Raw genomic sequence first — 17,400 nt, forward strand, 5'->3', positions numbered from 1 at the left:
ATGGACCGGGGCGCGCGGTACGCCGACCAGGCTGCTGCTGCTGCGGCACGGCCAGACCGAGCTGTCGGCGCAGCGCCGCTATTCGGGCCGCGGCAACCCGGCCCTGACCGAAGTGGGCCGCCGGCAGGCCGACGCCGCGGCGCGTTATCTGGCGCAGCGCGGCGGAATCTCGGCGGTGTTCGCCTCGCCGCTGCAGCGGGCCTACGACACCGCGGCCAGGGCCGCCAAGGCGCTCGGCCTGGACGTGACCGTCGACGACGACTTGATCGAGACCGACTTCGGCGCCTGGGAGGGATTGACGTTCGCCGAGGCCGCCGAGCGCGACCCGGAACTGCACGGGCGCTGGCTGCGGGACACCGGCACCACCCCGCCGGGCGGTGAAAGCTTCGACGACGTGCTCGACCGGGTACTGCGGGCGCGCGAACGCATCATCGCCGCGCACCAGGGCACGACGGTGCTGGTGGTGGCCCACGTGACGCCGATCAAGATGCTGCTGCGGCTCGCGCTGGAGGCCGGGCCGGGCATCCTGTACCGGCTGCATCTCGACCTGGCATCGCTGAGCATTGCGGAGTTCTATTCTGACGGGGCGTCGTCCGTGCGTCTGGTGAACCAGACGGGCTACCTGTAGGCGCCAAGGAGAACTCATGCGGCCGTCCCAACCATCAGCAGATCCGATTCCTGCGGACGTTCGGGCGCTGGTGATGCCGGCCGTGCTCGACGAGTTGACCCGATGGGGCGTCGAGCGGTTCAGCATCGAGGCGTTGGCCGAGCGGAATCACCTCGACCCCGCGATGGTGTACCGCTATTGGGCAGATCGGCGCCAACTCATGGTCGACGCGGTGCTTTCCGACGTCGAGACGGTGAGGTCGGGAACCGACACCGGCTCGTTGCGAGGAGACCTGGAGGCCCTGGCCCGCAATGTGACCAATCGGATCAACACTGAAGTCGGCTGCACACTGTTGCGCGCGCTGGTGATGGACCGCCGCGGGGGGCACGACGAAGTCACCCGGGTGCGGTTCTGGCGGGCACATTTCAATGCGATGCGCGCGGTCGTGGACCGGGCCAGGGAGCGGGGTGAATTGCGCGACGACGTCAACACCCTGGCCGCGGTTCAGATCCTGCTGGCGCCGCTCAACATTCGGGCCCTGTACTCCGACGTTCCCGTCGACGACGACTACTGCGCCGCGATCGTCGACTTGGCGTGGCACGCGCTCGCCCGCCGGTGAGCCTGGTCGTACCATCCGCCTATGAGAAGGACATTCGTCGCGACCTTAGCCTTCGGTTTGATCGTCGCCTTGTTCGGCTTGATCTGGGCGCTTCAGGGATTCGGGGTGCTCGGTGGTAGCCCGATGAGCAACACCACCACCTGGTCGGTCATCGGTCCGATCACCGCGGTGATCGGCATCGTGATCGCGGTAGTCAGCTGGCGGAAACTCTCGTCGAAATAGGGCTTCACGTCCCTGTCACGGTGAAGTCCACCGAGTGCCAGCCGGTGGCGCCGTCGGGGACCGTAGCGGCTCTGTGCGAGGTCTGGGTTTCCCCGGTGTTGTCGGTGGCGCGCACGGTGATGGTGTGCTGCCCAGGGCTTTTCGCCTGCCAGGGAAAGCTCCACAGCCGCCACGTCTGGTTGGAGTAGCTCGCGCCCTGTTCGGCTGCCTGCCACGCGCCGTCGTCGATGCGGACTTCCACGGACCGCACGCCGCGATTCTGCGCCCACGCGACGCCGCCGAAAACGACGGGACCCACCGGCACCCGCTGACCGTTTTTCGGCACGTCGATCCGCGACTCGGTCTTGACGGGTGCGCGCGGTGCCCAGCCCTGCCGCGTCCAGTACGCCTGCGCCTTGTCGAAGCGGGTCAGCTCCACGTCGATGACCCACTTGGTGGCCGACACATACCCATAGAGCCCCGGGACGACCAGCCGGGCCGGATAGCCATGCTCGATCGGCAGGGGCTCACCGTTGAGGGCGACCGCCAATAGCGCGTCGCGGCCATCGGTGAGCGCATCCACCGGCGTGCCGGCAGTGAACCCGTCGATCGACGTCGACAGCACCATGTCGGCCTCCGGACGCACGCCGGCCGCCGCCAACAGGTCGGCCACTCGATAGCCCGTCCACACCCCGGTCGAAATGAGGTTGCCCCCAACGGGATTGGAAACGCAGGTGAGCGTCGCCACCTTTTCGATCACGTCGAAGCCGGCGAGGTCGGCGAAACTGTAAGTGGCTTCGCGATTCACCATGCCGTGAATGCGCAGCCGCCAGTCGGAGTGGCTGAGTTGGGGAACGGTGAGCGCGGTGTCCACCCGGTAGAAGTCGGCGCTGGGGGTCACGAAGCTCGGCAGCGCAACGCCTTTCGGCTGCACATCGGCGGGCGCCGGGGGTGCCGGCGTGCGCGGCTTGGGCAGCGCGAAGCCGGTGCGGTCCGCGGCCACCGAATGCGCCAACCGTGTGATGACCGCGCCCGCCACGCCACTCACGACTCCGAATCCGAGCACGCCGAGCACGACCAACCTGCGTCTGCCGGCATCCGGCTCGTCGAGGTCGCCAGCGTCTTCGGGATCCTGCCGAAAACGACGGGTTAGCAGGCGCAGGGCCGCCACGCCGCACGCCGCGCCCGCGATGGTCGGGATCGCGTCGAGCGCCGTCGCTCCCGGTCGCGACAACACCGCGACGCATCCGAGCGCGCCCGCCGCGGCGATCACGGCGCTCCCGAGTGGGCGGCGCCGGGTCTCCAGCGTCCCGGCAATCGCGGCGATCGCCGCGATCACCACCAGCACGGCCACGGCCAGGAAGAGTTTGTCCAAAGAGCCCAGGGTCTGAATCGCCCACTCTTTGACCGGGCCGGGTGTCAGGTCGACGACCGCCGCGCCGATGGCGGCCCGCGCGTCGGCCCGCGCACCGAACGGGATGCCCACCAGCTGGGCCATCCCGAGCGCGACGGATGCGGCGGCGACCCCGGCGATCATCCGCTCATTCGACGGCGGGGCAACCACCGGAGTTTCGTTCTGCTTCAACGGGATAGGGAGATTGCGCCTTCGGGACAGTTCTGCTCCGCGGTGACGGCCTGCGCCTCGAGTTCGCCGGACACCTCAGCGACGAGTACCACGGAGTGGCCGACCTCGTCGGCGTCGAAGACGTCGGGCGCCAGGGTGTAGCAGCGTCCGTGCCCGGTGCAACGGTCGGCGTCGACGACTATGCGGGTCATGGCGCCGGAAACACCAGCGGCAGCGACTCCACCGAACGCAGCGCGGCGGTGTAGGTCAGCTGGGTGCCGGGCTTGATCTCGTAATCCGGTATGCGCCGGTGGAATTCGCGTAACGCCACCCGCAGCTCCATGCGGGCGAGGTGAGAGCCGAGGCAGCGGTGCGGGCCGCCGCCGAATGCGCGGTGCCGGTTCGGGTTGCGGGTGAAGTCGACCAGTTCCGGGTCGGCGAACTCGGCCGGGTCGGTGTTGGCGGCCCCCAGCAGCGGGCTGACCCGTTCGCCCTTGCTGATGGGACACCCGCCCACCTCGACGTCTTGAATGGCGACGCGGGCGACGCCGGGCACCGGTGTCTCCCAGCGCAGTAACTCCTCGACGGCGCCCGGCAGCACGTCGGGCTGCTCGACCAGCTGGCGACGGTGGTCGGGGTGGCGGGCGAGGTACACGAAGAAGCAGTCGAGCGAGTCGGTCACCGTGTCCAGGCCGGCGATCAGGAACAGGAAGCAGATGTCCAGGAGCTCTTCGCGCGACAGCGGCTGCCCGGCGATCTCGGCGGCGATCATCGCCGACAGCACGTCGTCGCGGGGACTGGCGATGTGGTCGTCGATGGCGCGGTCGAAGTAGTCGTAGATCTGTTGCGCCACCGCTGCGGAGCTTTCGTGGCGGCGGTCGAAGCCGGAATCCCCCTCCGGGCGGATCACGCCGTCCTTCCATTCCAGGAACTTGTCGAGGTCCTCCAGCGGCAGCCCGAGCACCTGCAGGAAGACGGTGCACGGCAGGGGCACCGCGAACTCGGCGTGGAAGTCGCATTCGCCCCGATCGGCGAAGCGGTCGATCATCTCGTTCACCAGTTCGGTGACGCGGGGTTCCCGGCGGGCCATCTCCCGCGGGGTGAACAGCGGGTCGAGGACGCGGCGGTACTTCGCATGTTCGGGCGGGTCGATCTGCAGGGGGATCAGCGGCCGCACGTTGCCCAGGTCGACGGCGTCCATGTTCGACGAGAACACCTCGGTGCGTTTGAGCGCCATCTCGATGTCGGCCAGGCGGCTGAGAACCACGGCCTGCGGCGACCGGAACACCGGGCTGGTTTCGCGCAGCGCCTTGTACATCGGCTGCGGCTCCGCGAGACCGGTCACGGTCTGGTCGACGAACCCTTCGGTTTCTGTCATCTGGTCAGACTGGCACCAACATCCCCGCTGGGCAATGGTCAATGCTAAGCGGTCGCACAATCGGTGCGCGGGCGTCAACTGTGCAGGTGAAGCCGCTCGCCGTGCGCCCCGAAGATCATGATGGCCTCCACCGGCCCGTCGACCACCCCGAACCAGTGCGGTGTCCAGGTGGAGAACTCGACCGCTTCGCCCGGAGCAATGGTGAAGTCGCGGTCGCCCAGCACCAACCGCAGTCGACCGGACAGGACGTACATCCACTCCTGCCCCTCGTGCACCGGCAGTTCCGCGGGCGGGGTGCGGCGCCGGGTGCTGACGCGGACCTTGAAGGCGTGCAGGCCGCCGGCGGGGCCCTGGCGCGTCAGCGGCCAGTAGGTGACCCCGTGGTGGGTGTGCGCCGCCCCGCGCACCCGCGGGTCGTGGGCTTCAGAGGTCGCCAACAACTCGTCGGTGCTCACCGACAGGGCCCGCGCGAGGCGTGGCAGGTGGTCGAGCGCGAGCCGGCGCTTGCCCGACTCGAGGCGGCTGAGCGTCGAGATGTCGATCCCGGCGCGCACGCCCACCTCCTGCAACGTCATGCCCCGCTGGATGCGAAGTTCCCGCAGCCGCCGGCGCACCTGAAGGTCGATATCGGGAGCAGATTTTGCCTGCATGGCAAATAACCTTGGCAAATTGGGCGGCGCTGGGCAATCTCGCGGCATGGAAACTTCTTGCAAACCCGATGACGCCCGGCGGTTCTGGGAAGAGCGCTACCGCTCGACGGGGCGGGTGTGGACCGGACGGGTCAATCCCCGCCTTGCCGAAGCGGTCGCCGACGTGCCGGCCGGCCGTGCCCTCGACCTCGGCTGCGGGGAGGGCGCCGACGCGCTATGGCTGGCCGAACGCGGTTGGCGCGTGGTGGCCGTCGACGTCTCGGCCACCGCGCTGCAACGCGCGAGGGAGGCGGCCTCGGAGCGGAATCTGCTCGTGCAGATCGACTTTCAGCAACACGACCTCAACGAGAGCTTTCCCGACGGCATGTTCGACCTGGTATCGGCGCAGTATCTGCACTCGCCGGCCCGGTTGGACCGTGAGGCGGTGCTGCGACGCGCGGCCGAGCACGTGAACGTCGGGGGTGTGCTGTTGATCGTCGACCATGGAGCGCCCCCGCCGTGGGCAGAGCACGACGATCACCGCCTTCCGGGTATCGACGAGGTGCTCGCCTCGTTGCGGCTGGACAGCGACCGCTGGGCCCGGGTCCGGGCTGAGGCGGCCGAACGCGAGGCGACCGGCCCGAAAGGGCAAGTCGGGACCGTGACCGACCATGTGATGGTGTGGCGACGGGCCGGGGACGCTCAGGCCGCGTCGTGAAAGATCAGCCCCATGGCGTAACGCTCACCGGAGCGCACCACCGAGACCCCGTGCCGCACCGGGGCAGCGGACCAGCCGCGACTCGAGGGCACCGGCCGCTCCCGCGTGGTGAACACGAATCCATGGCCCTGCGGCAATTGCGTTGCGGTGCCGCGGGACTGCGCGCGCGGCCGCTGTTCGACGAGCAGGAATTCGCCGCCGGTGTAATCGGTGTCGGGTTCGCTCAAGTTGATCACCACCTGTAGCGGAAAAACCAAGTCCCCGTAAAGGTCTCGGTGCAAGGCGTTCCAATCGCCCGGGCCGTACTTGAGCATCAGCGCGGTGGACCGGGTCTGGCCGGCCGCGTGGCAGGTGGCCAGCCAATCGTCGAGGCTGTCCGGCCAGGGCGCGTCGCGGCCCAGCTTTGCCCACCAGTCGCGGGCGATCGGCAACAGGCGGGGGTACAGCGCCTGTTTGAGGTCCTCGATCGGGTCGGGATACGGCGCGTGAAAGTAGCGGTATTGCCCGGCGCCGTACCGCTTGGGTGCCATGTCGATGGTCGAGCGGAACAGGCTGTCGTCGGCGTAGAGTCTGCGCAGCCGGGCCGCCTCGGCGCCGGTGAGGAGCCGTGGCAGCAGCGCCCCGCCGTACTCGTCGACCGCGGCGGCGACGCCGTCCCAGTCGGCGGAGTCGAGTCGCTTGTTCCACCGGTCCACGAGGTCCACGATAGAGTCCAGCCGCGATAGTTGCTGGCACCGGCATCGCGCAGGTAGTACCGTGGATCGTCGCGGACGAGTTGGCCGGGCGGCCGCGGACCGTCGCAAGGCGGTTCGAGGAAAGTCCGGACTTCACAGAGCAGGGTGATTGCTAACGGCAATCCGAGGTGACTCGCGGGACAGTGCCACAGAAAACAGACCGCCACCCTCGCGGTGGTAAGGGTGAAACGGTGCGGTAAGAGCGCACCAGCATCCCGGGTGACCGGGGTGGCTAGGCAAACCCCACCCGAAGCAAGGCCAAGAAGGCCGCACCGAAAGGTGTGGCCGCGCAGGCGTCCGAGGGTTGCTCGCCCGAGCCTGCGGGTAGGCCGCTCGAGGCACCCGGTGACGGTGTGTCCAGATGGATGGTCGCCACTGCGCATCTCCGGCTTCCGGAGGTGTGCGGCACAGAATCCGGCTTACAGGCCAACTCGTCCGCGCTAACATCCTGAGCTGCACGTTCAGGGGTTAGCTCTTCTACAGTCCTATCTGATTACCCGTACCGGTATTGTTTTCCAGCCGACGACATTCGCCATCTGAACCCGTTCGCACCGGTCGAAGTCGACTTCGTATCGGGGCATGAAGTCGAGTAGCTTCTCCAACGCGATGGCGCTTTCCATGCGAGCCAAGGCGGCACCGAGGCAACTGTGGATGCCGTATCCGAGGCCGAGATTCTGGGCCTCGGTGCGGTCTCGGTCGATGTCGAACGTGTCGGCGTCAGTCCACGCCAGGTGGTCACGATTGGCAGACCCATTGATCAGGAACACAGGGGCGCCCTCGGGGATCGTTTGTCCGTGCAGCTGGACGTCTCTCGTGGCGACGCGGACGTTGTATTGGGAAGGTGCCTCGTACCGCAGTAATTCTTCGACCGCAGCGGGAATCCGGCTCCGATCATCGAGCAACTTCTGCCATTGGTGTGGGTGCCGGGCGAAGAGGTAGATCGCGCTGCCGACGAGCTTGGTCACGGTTTCGGCTCCCGCTCCGCCGAGCATCGTTGCGAATGCGGCGATTTCGATGTCATCGAGTCGAGTCTTCTTTCCGTCGTGACGGACCAACTCGGCTCCGAGCAATTTGGTGAGCAGATCATCTCTGGGTTGGGCGCGGCGCTGTTCGATTAGCCCGTAGTAGTACATCGCAGTATCAATGGAGGCTTGGGTGCCCTCCTCGGTCAGTTCGAGTTGTCCGATCTCGCGCGTTAAGGACAAGTCGACCCAGTGCCGCACCTTTTGTGCGTCGTCCTCAGGTGCGCCGAGCATGCTGGTGATGACTTCCACTGGAAACGGTGCGGTGAAGTCCTGGACGGCGTCGAATCCGTCGGGGTCGACTCGGTTGAGGTACTTGTCGATCTTCTCGGTCGCCATTGCCTTTTGGGCTTGGATTGCTCTGGGCGTGAAGAGTTTGTTGAGCAAGCTTCGCATGTCTCGATGGCTGGGAGGGTCCATCATGATGATCATGCGTGGGCCGGTGTCGACGGGTAGTCCATTGCGGATCGAGGCGAGGTCGGTTCCACGGGCCGACGAGTATGTCGCAGCGTCTTTATACGCGGGCGCGACGTCGGCATGGCGGGTCAGTGCGTAGAAGTCGAGGTCGGCGTTGTAGTAGACCGGTTGCTCATCGCGCATGCGTCGGTAGGTCTGGTAGGCCCCGTTGAAGAAGTCCTCCGAGAACGGATCGAAGACGATTTCTGCGGTCGTCATGGCACCCTCCAGTACCTCGGATACATCACATCGCAGTGCGATTGTCGCGGCCCATAGCTGCCGGGGTGCGGTCGAAGGCGCGTGCCATGGCCTGCACTGTGTACGACGCTGCGAGGCGACCGTCGACGGTGAAGACCTTGCCGTTGCCTTGGATCAGTCCACGTCCCGACCAGAACGCGTCATTGCTGTACAGCAGCCAGTTGCTGACATCGACGTCGTCGTGAAAAGCGATGGTGCTCATCATGACTGCGGTCGAGATGGTGTCGTGTGCTTGGGCTTCACCGAAGCCCCGATGCGGTGCCATGCCTGCCGCAATGGTCCAATGTGTGGTCGATTGGGCAAGAAGCGCAGCGTGCAAATACGACTCGTCAGGCGCATCCCGGAAGCGGACCCACACATCGATGTAGGGCGGTCCGATGCGGTCGGGGTCGGAATCGTAGGCTCCGTTGACGACTCGGATCTCGCGTCCGGTGACTCCGAATCCCGGAAAGCTTTCCGCCGCCTCGGGTCCTGGCACGTCGGGCATGGGTGGCTGGTCGCGAATCAGGTCGGGTGCGCCGGAATCGGCGAGCACTAGCGCCGCGCAGCACAGCCCACCGTGTTGAGTGGCGTGGACTTGCGTCGTAGAGAAGGTCTTGCCGTGCCGCAGCACCTCGACGGTTAGATCGACCGGGCCATCGAAGGCTGCTGATTTTGTGAAAATGGTCGATACAGAGGTAACTCGTTGGCCCGGAAGCGACTTGGATACCGCGACGACGGACTCTGCGACGAGTTGGCCACCCTCCACGACGTTGCGCCAGGTAGGTCCGTGCGCGGGGCCGACGAACCGGCCCTCACCGGCGGGCTCGACATCAATGATCCGCACCAGCTCGGCAGCGTCGCCCCACAGCGGGAAGGAGGCTGGAACGCTCCTGCCGTCAGGCCACCGCTCGACGATTTCGATGCGACAGGGCGTGTCGTAGAACGACACGTAGTCCGCGATCCCTGCGACCTCGGGAAGCGGAGTGCGGTAGGTCCACGCGACGCTGTCCGCGTGGTCGTGGGCACCTGCGAGGTCCCAATATGCAGCGCGACCCTTGAACGGGCATTCCGTTGTCCGATCCGAGGGCGTCAACAGGTCCCAACGGACGTCGGACTTCGGGAAATACAGTCGGTCAACATGATCGGTCTCGGTCACCACCAGACAGCCGTCACTTTCGGCGATGAGCACGTCACCGTGCCAGACCTGACCGGTGTGCTGAGAGGGCGTGATGTCAATCCGATAGTCCGGGTGGTCGGGCCACGCCGAGTTGACCTGATCGCTCGCGGCATGCCGGTCGGTGGGTGTCACGATTTATCTCTGACGAGTGCGGGCATGGTTTCCCAGCCTCGGACGGTCGAGGTGGTCGACATCCGTGCGGCCGAGAGGTCGACGTCCCACTCGGGAAACCGTTTAAGGATCTCTTCGAGTGCGATGCGCCCTTCCAGACGCGCCAGGGCCGCACCGATGCAGAAATGCGTACCGACAGCGAAGGCGATGTGTGACCGGTTTTGGCGGTGTATGTTGAAACTCTCTGCGTCGGAACCGAATTGGCGGTCGTCTCTGTTAGCCGAACCGATGAGGAGCGTCATCACGCTGCCGCTAGGCACCTGCTGGCCGTAGTATTCGACCTCGCGTGTGACGTAGCGCGATACGAAGGGAGCGGGCCCTTCGAAACGCAATAACTCCTCGACCGCCTGAGGGATCAGACCTGGATCGGCGACAAGCTCGCTTCGTTGGTCAGGGTGCTCGGCGAGCACCTTTGCCGCCCATCCGATAAGCCGTGCTGTCGTCTCATTGCCCGCCAGGGCGACCATGTTGACGTACATGAGCAGCTCGGCGCGCTCCAAGTGGCGAGTGACGCCATGCTCGTCTTCGAACTGCACATTGAGCAGTTCGGTGACGATGTCATCGGAAGGATTGTCGGCTCGCCAGTCGATGTAGTCCGCCCAGAGTTGACCGTCATCGAATCCGGTCGACGCGCTTTCCATGGGCCGACCCGCCTCCGTCGTCAGAATCGCGTTCGCGTGGTCGCGGGACCTCAGTTGATCCTCATCGGGGAAGCCCAACAGCATGCCGATTACCCGCATGGGCAGTTCCGCGCCGAAGTCCGTGACGAAGTCGAACCCGCCCGCACCGACGAGCGGGTCGAGGCTGCGCACGCAGAACTCTCGAATCTGAGGCTCCAATGCGCTGATCTTGCGCGGGGTGAACATCCGCGACAACAGCCTTCGGTGAATGTCGTGTCGGGGCGGGTCCTCCGCGACGATAAGCCCGGACGGAATCTCCATATCCGCCTTGATGAACTCCAAGATGTTGCCGCGTGCCGAACTGAACGTCTTGTTGTCGAAAAGTGCCTTCTCGACATCTGTGTAGCGGCTCAGCGCGAAGAAGTCGTGCTGCTCGTTGTAGTAGAGCGGCACCTCGTCTCGTAACCGCCGGTACACAGGGTAGGGATCGGCGACAAGGTCGACGTCGTAAGGGTCGAAACGAAGCTCACCAATCGTGTTGCGGGACATTTTGTCGCTCCTCTACCTCGCCGACGTGCGGTTATTTGCCGCTGGCCGGGTTGTGAAGTACTTTTAAGCAGGTGCTTAAAAGTTAAGCACCTGCTTAACACGCCGAGGCGAAGCTGGTCAACCCGATAGCCTGACCCGTCAGCACTTACGAAGAATGCGAGTCATGAATGGCATCGCCACGACGGATCGCGTCGCCAAACGCGAAGACACGCACCGTGATACTGGATGCAGCCGAGCAACTTATGCTCGATGAGGGCTGGGCAGCCGTCACTGGCCGCCGCGTTGCTGAGAGAGCCGGTCTTGGCTCACAGCTCGTGCACTACCACTTCGGCACCATGGACGATCTCCTTCGGGCGGTTTTCCAACGCCAAGCCGAAACAGGGTCCTCAGCACATGCCGAAGCCCTTGAATCGCCGCAGCCGCTGTGGGCACTCTGGCGGATGATTCGCGATGCCCCTTGGGGTAAGTGGGCCATCGAGGTTCTTGCCCTGGCCAACCATCGTCCGCAACTCGCAGCCGAACTACGCCACTACGCACAGACGTTCCGCGCCCAGCAAGCTGAGATGGTCGCCGCCGTGTTGAAGAAGTACGACGTCGATGAACGAAGCGTTCCGCCCATGGCGGTGGCATTCCTGATGACCGTCATCCCGCCAGTCCTATTCATGGAGGACCAAATCGACATCACCGCCGGGCACACCGAGATAGTCGGACTCGTCGAGCGCTACCTCCGCGAAGTCGAAGGCGAACCCCCTCCGAGCTAGTCGGGCGGGATCGATAGGGGTGGGGGGTGTCCGCTCGACCGACTGACGTGCGCCTCGTACGGCGAGCACCGTCTCTCTCCGGACAGATGGCTTCGGACGAAGCGTCCGCAGTCCGTCCGGAGTAGGTCCAAACGGCGGCCCCCATTGGTCAACGTCGCCAACGCAACAGGCCGGCAAGAAGCCAACGCGGGCTAATAGTCGACGCTCACTGTTCCTGTTCAGCTTGCGATTCGGTTCCAGCCAACGCTCATCGTTTGTTACCGACGGTTCGGATTGCAGCGTGACAGCGACGTATGTACGGAATGGCGCGATGTCACGTTCGACTGGGGCCCGCTGCTGGAAATAACCGGGCGTTGGGAACCGTCGCCATGGCGGCGGTCTGGTCCGCAGCCAGTCCGCAGCAGAATTAATCGCAGTCGTAATTGGTCAACGCAACCAACCCTGTGACCTCGGTATTTCTGACTCGGCCAACACAGCAAACGGTGCAAACGCCCAGATAACAGAATCCGGCTTACAGGCCAACTCGTCCGCCCCGCTCAGTGCCGGGCCTTGCGCACCGCCTTGGCGAGTTTGCGCAGCGCGTCGTCGAGCTGCTGTTCGCACCGCTCGGCCAGGTCGGCCTCCTGCTGGTACAGCAGGCCGTAAGTGAAGGTGTCCTCGCCGGCGGCGTGCGCGGCTTCGGATTCGTGGCGCAGGTGTTCGCGGCTGACCACGCTGTCCTGGTGGTCACCGAGCAGCGACTGGACGGCCTTGGACTGCTCGGAAACCTTGTCCTCGCCGGTGGCCGCCGCGGTGTAGCGAAGTCGCTTGGCCCGCTTGCGGATCCGGTGCACCGCCTCGTCGCGCTGATGCTGGTCGTCCGGGTGGTCCCGGTAAATTTGCGTCGCGGCCTTGGCGGCCTTGCGAACCTTCTTGTAGGCGGCGTCGATGGTGACCGGCGCGTGTTCCTCGCCCGAGGCGCTGCCGGGGGGTTGCGCCGCTATCGCGTCGAGGGCGTCGAGCAGCCGGAAATAGCGCTGCGAACGCATGGCCATCAGCGACCGGCGCAGCCCGGTCTGATAACGGCGCTGGGCGCCCCCGACCAGCCGTTCGTGCACCGGCCCGCGCACCAAATCCGGTGTCAGCCCGTCCAATTGACGCTCGTAACGTTCCGCGAGCACCTCCGCGTCGCGCGCGATGCCGAGGATGCCGGCCAGCTCGCGCAGCTCGTCGAGAACCCAGCCGTCGTCGGGCAATCCAAACGATTCCTGGTAGTCGCGCAGCAGGCTGCGCAACTTGCGGGTGGTGACCCGCATCTGGTGAATGGAATCGAAGGCGTCGGCCCGCACGGCCCGATCCCACACCAACAGTTCGCGAATCTGCTCGGCCACCGCGCGCTGCAAGGGGTGCTCGGCGGGCTGCGCGCTGTCGGGCTGCGCCGTGGTGGTGCCGAGCACGCGTGCCAGCTTGGAGGCGTGACCGGCGGGTGCGGCGCCGGCGTCGAGCAGCCGGTTACCCAAGCGGTTCAACAGCTCGGTGTCCGGGGCCCCATTCTGCTCGGCGAGTTCGAGCTCCCATTCGCGCCACTCCTGTTGCGTGGGCTCCAGGTCGGCGTCCTCGGAAGTACGGGCCGACCACGCGGTCACGTGGTCGTTGCTGAACTCCGCCAGCGGCGCGCCGTCGGCGGAGTAGAGCACCTGGCTTTCGCGTTGGGTGGTGATCCGCGCGACCGGTACGAGGGGGCGGTCGCGGACGATCGCCAGCACGACGTCCACCAACTCCTCCGGCACGGTGTCGGTGCCGGACGCGTCCAGCGGCACCCGGACCTCGGTGCGGGCTTCGGGACCGGTCGGCAGCTTGAGGTGCCACCCCGCGTCGGACCCACCGGTGCGGCGGCGCAGGGTGATCTTGTTGCGGGCCAGGTCCTGTGCCGGGGTGTCGAAGTACGTCGCGTCCAGTGTCTGAGTCGGCGACTTGTCGACGTGCGCCACGGCGGCGATGCCTTCGAACGAGGGTGACACGGTGGATTCGCCAACGTCGAACTTGCGCTCCACCTCTCGATGGCGCGAGGCTTGCGGCGCTTTTGCAGGCATGTTCGGCTCCGTTGCGGCGCGTCGCCGCGGCCTTGAACGTCATGGACGGTGGTGCTGGGCTCTCATAGCCTGCCATACCGCGGTGACGCGGCTGGCGGCGATGGCCGCCGACTGTCGCGGGGCTCAGCCGGGCGGCGCCGGCGGCGGGGAATCTTCGCGGAGATGCATCGCCAGGCCGCCCAGCTCGCGGATCGTCTGAACCTCGGGATCGCGGAACGGTTGCCCGTCGGGCGTGAGCAGGTCGTGGAACCATTCAGCCGGCATGGCGGGGTTGGGGTGCTCCCATGAGTCCCAGGGGAAGAAGGTCTGCGTCTTCCCGACGACCAGGCCCCAGTTGAACGCGCCGACGTTGTGGCGCTTCGCGATGGGCAACACGCCCTGGATGGTGCTGCCCAACGGCCGGGCCATGTATTCGGTGCACAGGATGGGGCGCCCCAGCGGCGCGAGCTCGGCGATGCGGCTCTCGAACTCGGCCGGCGGGGCATAGGAGTGGAACGTGATCACGTCCGAGTTGTCCAGCTGGATGCCGTTGATCGTGCTGCGGCGCGCGGGGTTCGCCCACTCGCCGTCCCAGACGCCGCTCGTCAACGGTTGGCTCGGATCGACCGAACGGGCCCAACCGAACACCTGGGGGAGCAGGTCGGTGACCAATTCGAGCTTGTCCTTCCGCTCGACCGAGCGGTAGTACTTGGACGGATTGTCGGGCTCGTTCCACAGGTCCCAGCCCAAAACGCGGTCGTCGGTGCGGAATTGACTGAGCACCCCGGTGACGTAGCTGCGCAGGGTCGGGATGTAGGAGCGTTCACCGAGGCGTTGCGCACCCGGGCTCTGCACCCAGCCCGAGTTGTGCACGCCGGGCGTCGGCGCGCGCTGTGGACCGGATTGGGGGTGAGGATCCCAACAGGAGTCGAACAACACGAACAGCGGCTTGATGTCGTGGCGCGCCGCGATGTCGACGAACTGGGCGAGGCGGACTTGGAACCCCCAGGGGCCCTGCTCCCACAGCAGATCGTGCAGGAAGACGCGGACCGCGTTGAACCCGATGCCGCGGGCCCAGCCCAACTCGGTGTCGATCCGCCGGGGATCGAACGTATCGGGCTGAAACATCTCCAGCTGATTGATGGCGTTCGATGTGATGTAGTTCGCCCCGACCGGCCAGTCCTGCGCCTGATACCACCGGTTGGCGCGCTCGGGTGACCAGCGGCTCGCCTGCGGCGAGCTGCCAGGCGCGGGTTCCGCGGCCGCGCGAGGTGCTCGAGTCAGTGCAGCGCCTCCCGCCAGTAACAACGGAAGCTTCAGTACCGTTCGACGGTGCACGAAGTCACCGCAAATCTCCCGGTCGATGTGTTCACCCTTGCTCTCGGAGTAGAGACTTTATCCAAGAGCAATCGTACCCGCCTGCCACACAAGGAGTTTCGGAAATTGACAGGATCGGGGGTTGCGGTGGGCGGAAACCTCTGGTGGCTTCCGTCAGAAGCAGTGCTCGTCGGCCGGGAAGACCCCCTCGGCCACTTCTTGCGCATATTGCATTGCGGCCCGGCGCAATTCCGCGCCGATGTCGCCGAACCGCTTGACGAAGCGGGCGGCCTTGCCGCTGCTGACGCCCGCCATGTCCTGCCACACCAGCACCTGGCCGTCGCAGTTCGGGCCGGCTCCGATGCCGATGGTCGGGATGGTCAGCTTGCCGGTGATCTGGGTGGCCAGGTCGGCCGGCACCATCTCCATGACGACGGAGAAGGCGCCGGCTTCGGCGACGGCGATCGCGTCGGCGACGGTCTGTTCCGCGGCGTCGCCGCGGCCCTGGACGCGGAAGCCGCCCAAGCTGTTGACGCTCTGCGGCGTGAACCCGATGTGCGCCATCACGGGGATGCCCGCCGCGGTCAGGCAGGCGATCTGCTCGGCGACCCGCTCGCCGCCCTCGAGCTTGACGGCGTGTGCGCCGCCCTCCTTCATGAACCGGGTGGCCGACGCCAGGGCCGCGGCCGGCCCCGCCTCGTAGCTGCCGAACGGCAGGTCCGCGACGACCAGGGCGTGACGGGCGCCCCGCACGACGCCGCGCACCAGCGGGATCATCTCGTCGATCGAGACGGGCACCGTGGTGTCGTAGCCGTATACGACGTTGGCGGCCGAGTCGCCGACCAGCAGGACCGGAATGCCCGCCTCATCGAAAATGCGGGCCGTCGAATAGTCGTAGGCCGTGAGCATGGCCCACTTGTGGCCTTCGGCCTTCATCTTCTGCAGGTGGTGCGTGCGAATTTTGGTGAGCGGTTGCGCGTGCTCAGATGTGCCTGCACCGTAAACGTTTTGCTCAGACATCATTGTCCCTAAAGGTGGTCGGTTCGATCCTCGTGGCCGGATAGGGTCCCCGGGTTCGTCTGACGGTGCCATTCTGCCATTTCTGCTGCGCGGTTGCACCGCTCCTGTGATGTGAGACATACCATGCTCGGATGCAGCGGCTCAGCGGACTCGACGCCAGCTTCCTCTACCTGGAGACCTCGTCGCAGCCCATGCACGTGTGCTCGATCATGGAGTTGGACACCTCGACGATGCCCGGCGGCTACACCTTCGACCGGCTTCGCGACGCCCTGGCGCTGCGCATCAAAGCGATCCCGGAGTTCCGCGAGAAGCTGGCCGACAACCCGCTGAATCTCGATCATCCGGTCTGGGTGGATGACGAGAACTTCGATCTCGACCGCCATCTGCACCGGATCGCGCTGCCCGCGCCGGGCGGCCGCGCCGAGCTCGCCGAGATTTGCGGGCATATCGCGGAGTCGCCGCTGGACCGGCGCCGGCCGCTGTGGGAGATGTGGGTCGTCGAAGGCGTGGCGGGCACCGATTGCCATCGTGACGGGCGGCTGGCGGTGATGACCAAGGTGCATCATGCCGGCGTCGACGGCGTGACCGGCGCCAACCTGATGTCGCAGCTGTGCGGCACCGAACCCGACGCCCCGCCCCCGGATCCGGCCCGCGGGGTCGGGGGCGCCAGTGGGTGGCAGATCGCCGCGGGCGGGCTCGTCCGATTCGCCGCCAGGCCGCTGCAGCTGGCCAACGTGGTGCCCGACACCGTCTCCTCGGTGGTCACCACGTTGCGGCGGGCGCTCGAAGGCCAGGCGATGGCGCGGCCGTTCGCGGCACCGGCCACCGCATTCAACGCCCGGATCACCGACCGCCGAAACATCGCCTACGCCGAATTGAACCTCGACGACATCAAGGCGGTTAAGAATCGATTCGACGGCGTCAAAGTCAATGACGTGGTGATGGCGTTGGTTTCCGCTGTGCTGCGCCAGTACCTGGCCGACCGAAACGCTTTGCCGGACTCGCCGTTGGTGGCGTCAGTGCCGGTTTCCGTGCATGGAAAATCCGAGCGGCCCGGCCGCAACCAGGTGTCGGCCATGTTCTCCAGCCTGCATACCGATATCGCGGATCCGGTGGAGCGCCTGAAGGCCATCGCCCACGCGAATTCGGTTGCCAAAGAACACAGTTCCGCCATCGGCGCGTCGCTGTTGCAGGATTGGACGCAGTTCGCCGCGCCGGCCGTTTTCGGTATCGCGATGCGGCTTTATGCCAGGACGCGGTTCACCGACAGCATGCCGGTGCACAACCTGGTGGTGTCCAACGTGCCCGGCCCGCAGGTGCCGCTGTACATGCTGGGCTGCGAGGTCAAGGCGATGTATCCGCTGGGTCCGATCTTTCACGGGTCGGGACTCAACATCACCGCGATGTCGCTGCGGGGCAAGTTGGACGTCGGGCTCCTCGCGTGCCCCGATCTGGTGCCGGACCTGTGGGAGATGGCCGACGAGTTCGCGGTGGCGATGGAGGAGCTGCTCGCGGCCACCCGGTAGCCGGCGGTGGTGCCGCTCATGAGGATCTCAGGTTTCCTCT

General features: G+C 66.2%; 17 protein-coding genes and 1 other RNA gene. 7 read left to right on the plus strand and 11 right to left on the minus strand.

Annotated elements, in window-relative coordinates; translation table 11 throughout:
• From A5709_RS25860 to A5709_RS25870, 3 genes are all read left to right on the plus strand, one after another.
• Positions 1–628 (plus strand): bifunctional RNase H/acid phosphatase (locus tag A5709_RS25860; protein ID WP_082974378.1); only part of this gene is annotated, 628 nt, incomplete at its 5' end.
• Between the two features lie 16 nt (positions 629–644).
• Complete coding sequence (locus A5709_RS25865; RefSeq protein WP_068008216.1) at positions 645–1,226, plus strand: TetR-like C-terminal domain-containing protein; 582 nt, start codon at positions 645–647, stop codon at positions 1,224–1,226.
• Positions 1,227–1,247: 21 nt separating this feature from the next.
• Positions 1,248–1,448, plus strand: a complete 201-nt coding sequence (locus A5709_RS25870; protein WP_067200991.1) for a hypothetical protein — start codon at positions 1,248–1,250, stop codon at positions 1,446–1,448.
• A 4-nt stretch (positions 1,449–1,452) separates the two neighbouring features.
• Here the strand turns inward: A5709_RS25870 and A5709_RS25875 are convergent, their stop codons facing one another.
• The 4 genes from A5709_RS25875 to A5709_RS25890 form a co-directional block, all read right to left on the minus strand.
• Positions 1,453–2,964, minus strand: a complete 1,512-nt coding sequence (locus A5709_RS25875) for a molybdopterin-dependent oxidoreductase (protein WP_068123551.1) — start codon at positions 2,962–2,964, stop codon at positions 1,453–1,455.
• A 44-nt stretch (positions 2,965–3,008) separates the two neighbouring features.
• Positions 3,009–3,203 (minus strand): ferredoxin, encoded by a 195-nt coding sequence (locus A5709_RS25880; RefSeq protein ID WP_067947425.1) that lies wholly within the window; start codon positions 3,201–3,203, stop codon positions 3,009–3,011.
• Entirely contained in the window at positions 3,200–4,369 is a 1,170-nt protein-coding gene (locus A5709_RS25885) for a cytochrome P450 (protein ID WP_067947427.1), read from the minus strand. Before A5709_RS25885 ends, A5709_RS25880 begins: the two co-directional genes overlap by 4 nt.
• Before the next feature lie 74 nt (positions 4,370–4,443).
• Entirely contained in the window at positions 4,444–5,019 is a 576-nt protein-coding gene (locus tag A5709_RS25890) for a helix-turn-helix domain-containing protein (RefSeq protein WP_067947429.1), read from the minus strand.
• A 46-nt stretch (positions 5,020–5,065) separates the two neighbouring features.
• Here A5709_RS25890 and A5709_RS25895 point away from each other — a divergent pair, with 46 nt between their 5' ends.
• Positions 5,066–5,716 carry a bifunctional 2-polyprenyl-6-hydroxyphenol methylase/3-demethylubiquinol 3-O-methyltransferase UbiG gene (locus A5709_RS25895; protein WP_067947432.1) on the plus strand — a complete coding sequence of 217 codons (651 nt, stop codon included), beginning with the start codon at positions 5,066–5,068 and terminating at the stop codon, positions 5,714–5,716.
• Here the strand turns inward: A5709_RS25895 and A5709_RS25900 are convergent.
• Entirely contained in the window at positions 5,701–6,411 is a 711-nt protein-coding gene (locus tag A5709_RS25900; protein WP_068008264.1) for a 2OG-Fe(II) oxygenase, read from the minus strand. The genes A5709_RS25895 and A5709_RS25900 overlap by 16 nt on opposite strands.
• Before the next feature lie 76 nt (positions 6,412–6,487).
• Between A5709_RS25900 and rnpB the strand changes: the two genes are divergently transcribed.
• Positions 6,488–6,888, plus strand: an RNA gene (gene rnpB, locus A5709_RS25905) — RNase P RNA component class A.
• Between the two features lie 47 nt (positions 6,889–6,935).
• Here rnpB and A5709_RS25910 read toward each other — a convergent pair.
• The 3 genes from A5709_RS25910 to A5709_RS25920 are packed head-to-tail and all read right to left on the minus strand — an operon-like array spanning position 6,936 to position 10,685.
• Positions 6,936–8,147 carry a cytochrome P450 gene (locus A5709_RS25910; RefSeq protein ID WP_068123553.1) on the minus strand — a complete coding sequence of 404 codons (1,212 nt, stop codon included), beginning with the start codon at positions 8,145–8,147 and terminating at the stop codon, positions 6,936–6,938.
• A gap of 25 nt (positions 8,148–8,172) precedes the next feature.
• Complete coding sequence (locus A5709_RS25915; RefSeq protein WP_068008205.1) at positions 8,173–9,477, minus strand: DUF427 domain-containing protein; 1,305 nt, start codon at positions 9,475–9,477, stop codon at positions 8,173–8,175.
• A complete protein-coding gene (locus tag A5709_RS25920; protein ID WP_068008203.1) occupies positions 9,474–10,685 on the minus strand; it encodes a cytochrome P450 in 1,212 nt (403 codons plus the stop codon). The genes A5709_RS25915 and A5709_RS25920 overlap by 4 nt, the downstream gene beginning before the upstream one ends.
• Positions 10,686–10,852: 167 nt before the next feature.
• On the opposite strand from A5709_RS25920, the gene A5709_RS25925 reads away from it, so the two are divergent.
• Positions 10,853–11,446, plus strand: coding sequence for a TetR/AcrR family transcriptional regulator (locus A5709_RS25925; protein ID WP_067947442.1), 594 nt, complete (start codon positions 10,853–10,855; stop codon positions 11,444–11,446).
• Positions 11,447–11,982: 536 nt separating this feature from the next.
• Here A5709_RS25925 and A5709_RS25930 read toward each other — a convergent pair.
• From A5709_RS25930 to panB, 3 genes are all read right to left on the minus strand, one after another.
• Entirely contained in the window at positions 11,983–13,518 is a 1,536-nt protein-coding gene (locus A5709_RS25930) for a CYTH and CHAD domain-containing protein (protein ID WP_068008200.1), read from the minus strand.
• 123 nt (positions 13,519–13,641) lie between these two features.
• Positions 13,642–14,835, minus strand: coding sequence for a 1,4-beta-xylanase (locus tag A5709_RS25935; RefSeq protein ID WP_068123555.1), 1,194 nt, complete (start codon positions 14,833–14,835; stop codon positions 13,642–13,644).
• 153 nt (positions 14,836–14,988) lie between these two features.
• On the minus strand, positions 14,989–15,834 hold the full coding sequence (gene panB / locus A5709_RS25940) for a 3-methyl-2-oxobutanoate hydroxymethyltransferase (RefSeq protein ID WP_067947499.1): 846 nt from the start codon (positions 15,832–15,834) through the stop codon (positions 14,989–14,991).
• 131 nt (positions 15,835–15,965) lie between these two features.
• Here panB and A5709_RS25945 point away from each other — a divergent pair, with 131 nt between their 5' ends.
• The gene (locus A5709_RS25945) at positions 15,966–17,360 is read left to right on the plus strand and encodes a wax ester/triacylglycerol synthase family O-acyltransferase (protein WP_068008194.1); all 1,395 of its coding nucleotides are present in this window, start codon (positions 15,966–15,968) and stop codon (positions 17,358–17,360) included.
• Positions 17,361–17,400: the final 40 nt, after the last annotated feature.

This window comes from Mycobacterium sp. E1386, assembly GCF_001672745.1.
Lineage (GTDB): Bacteria > Actinomycetota > Actinomycetes > Mycobacteriales > Mycobacteriaceae > Mycobacterium.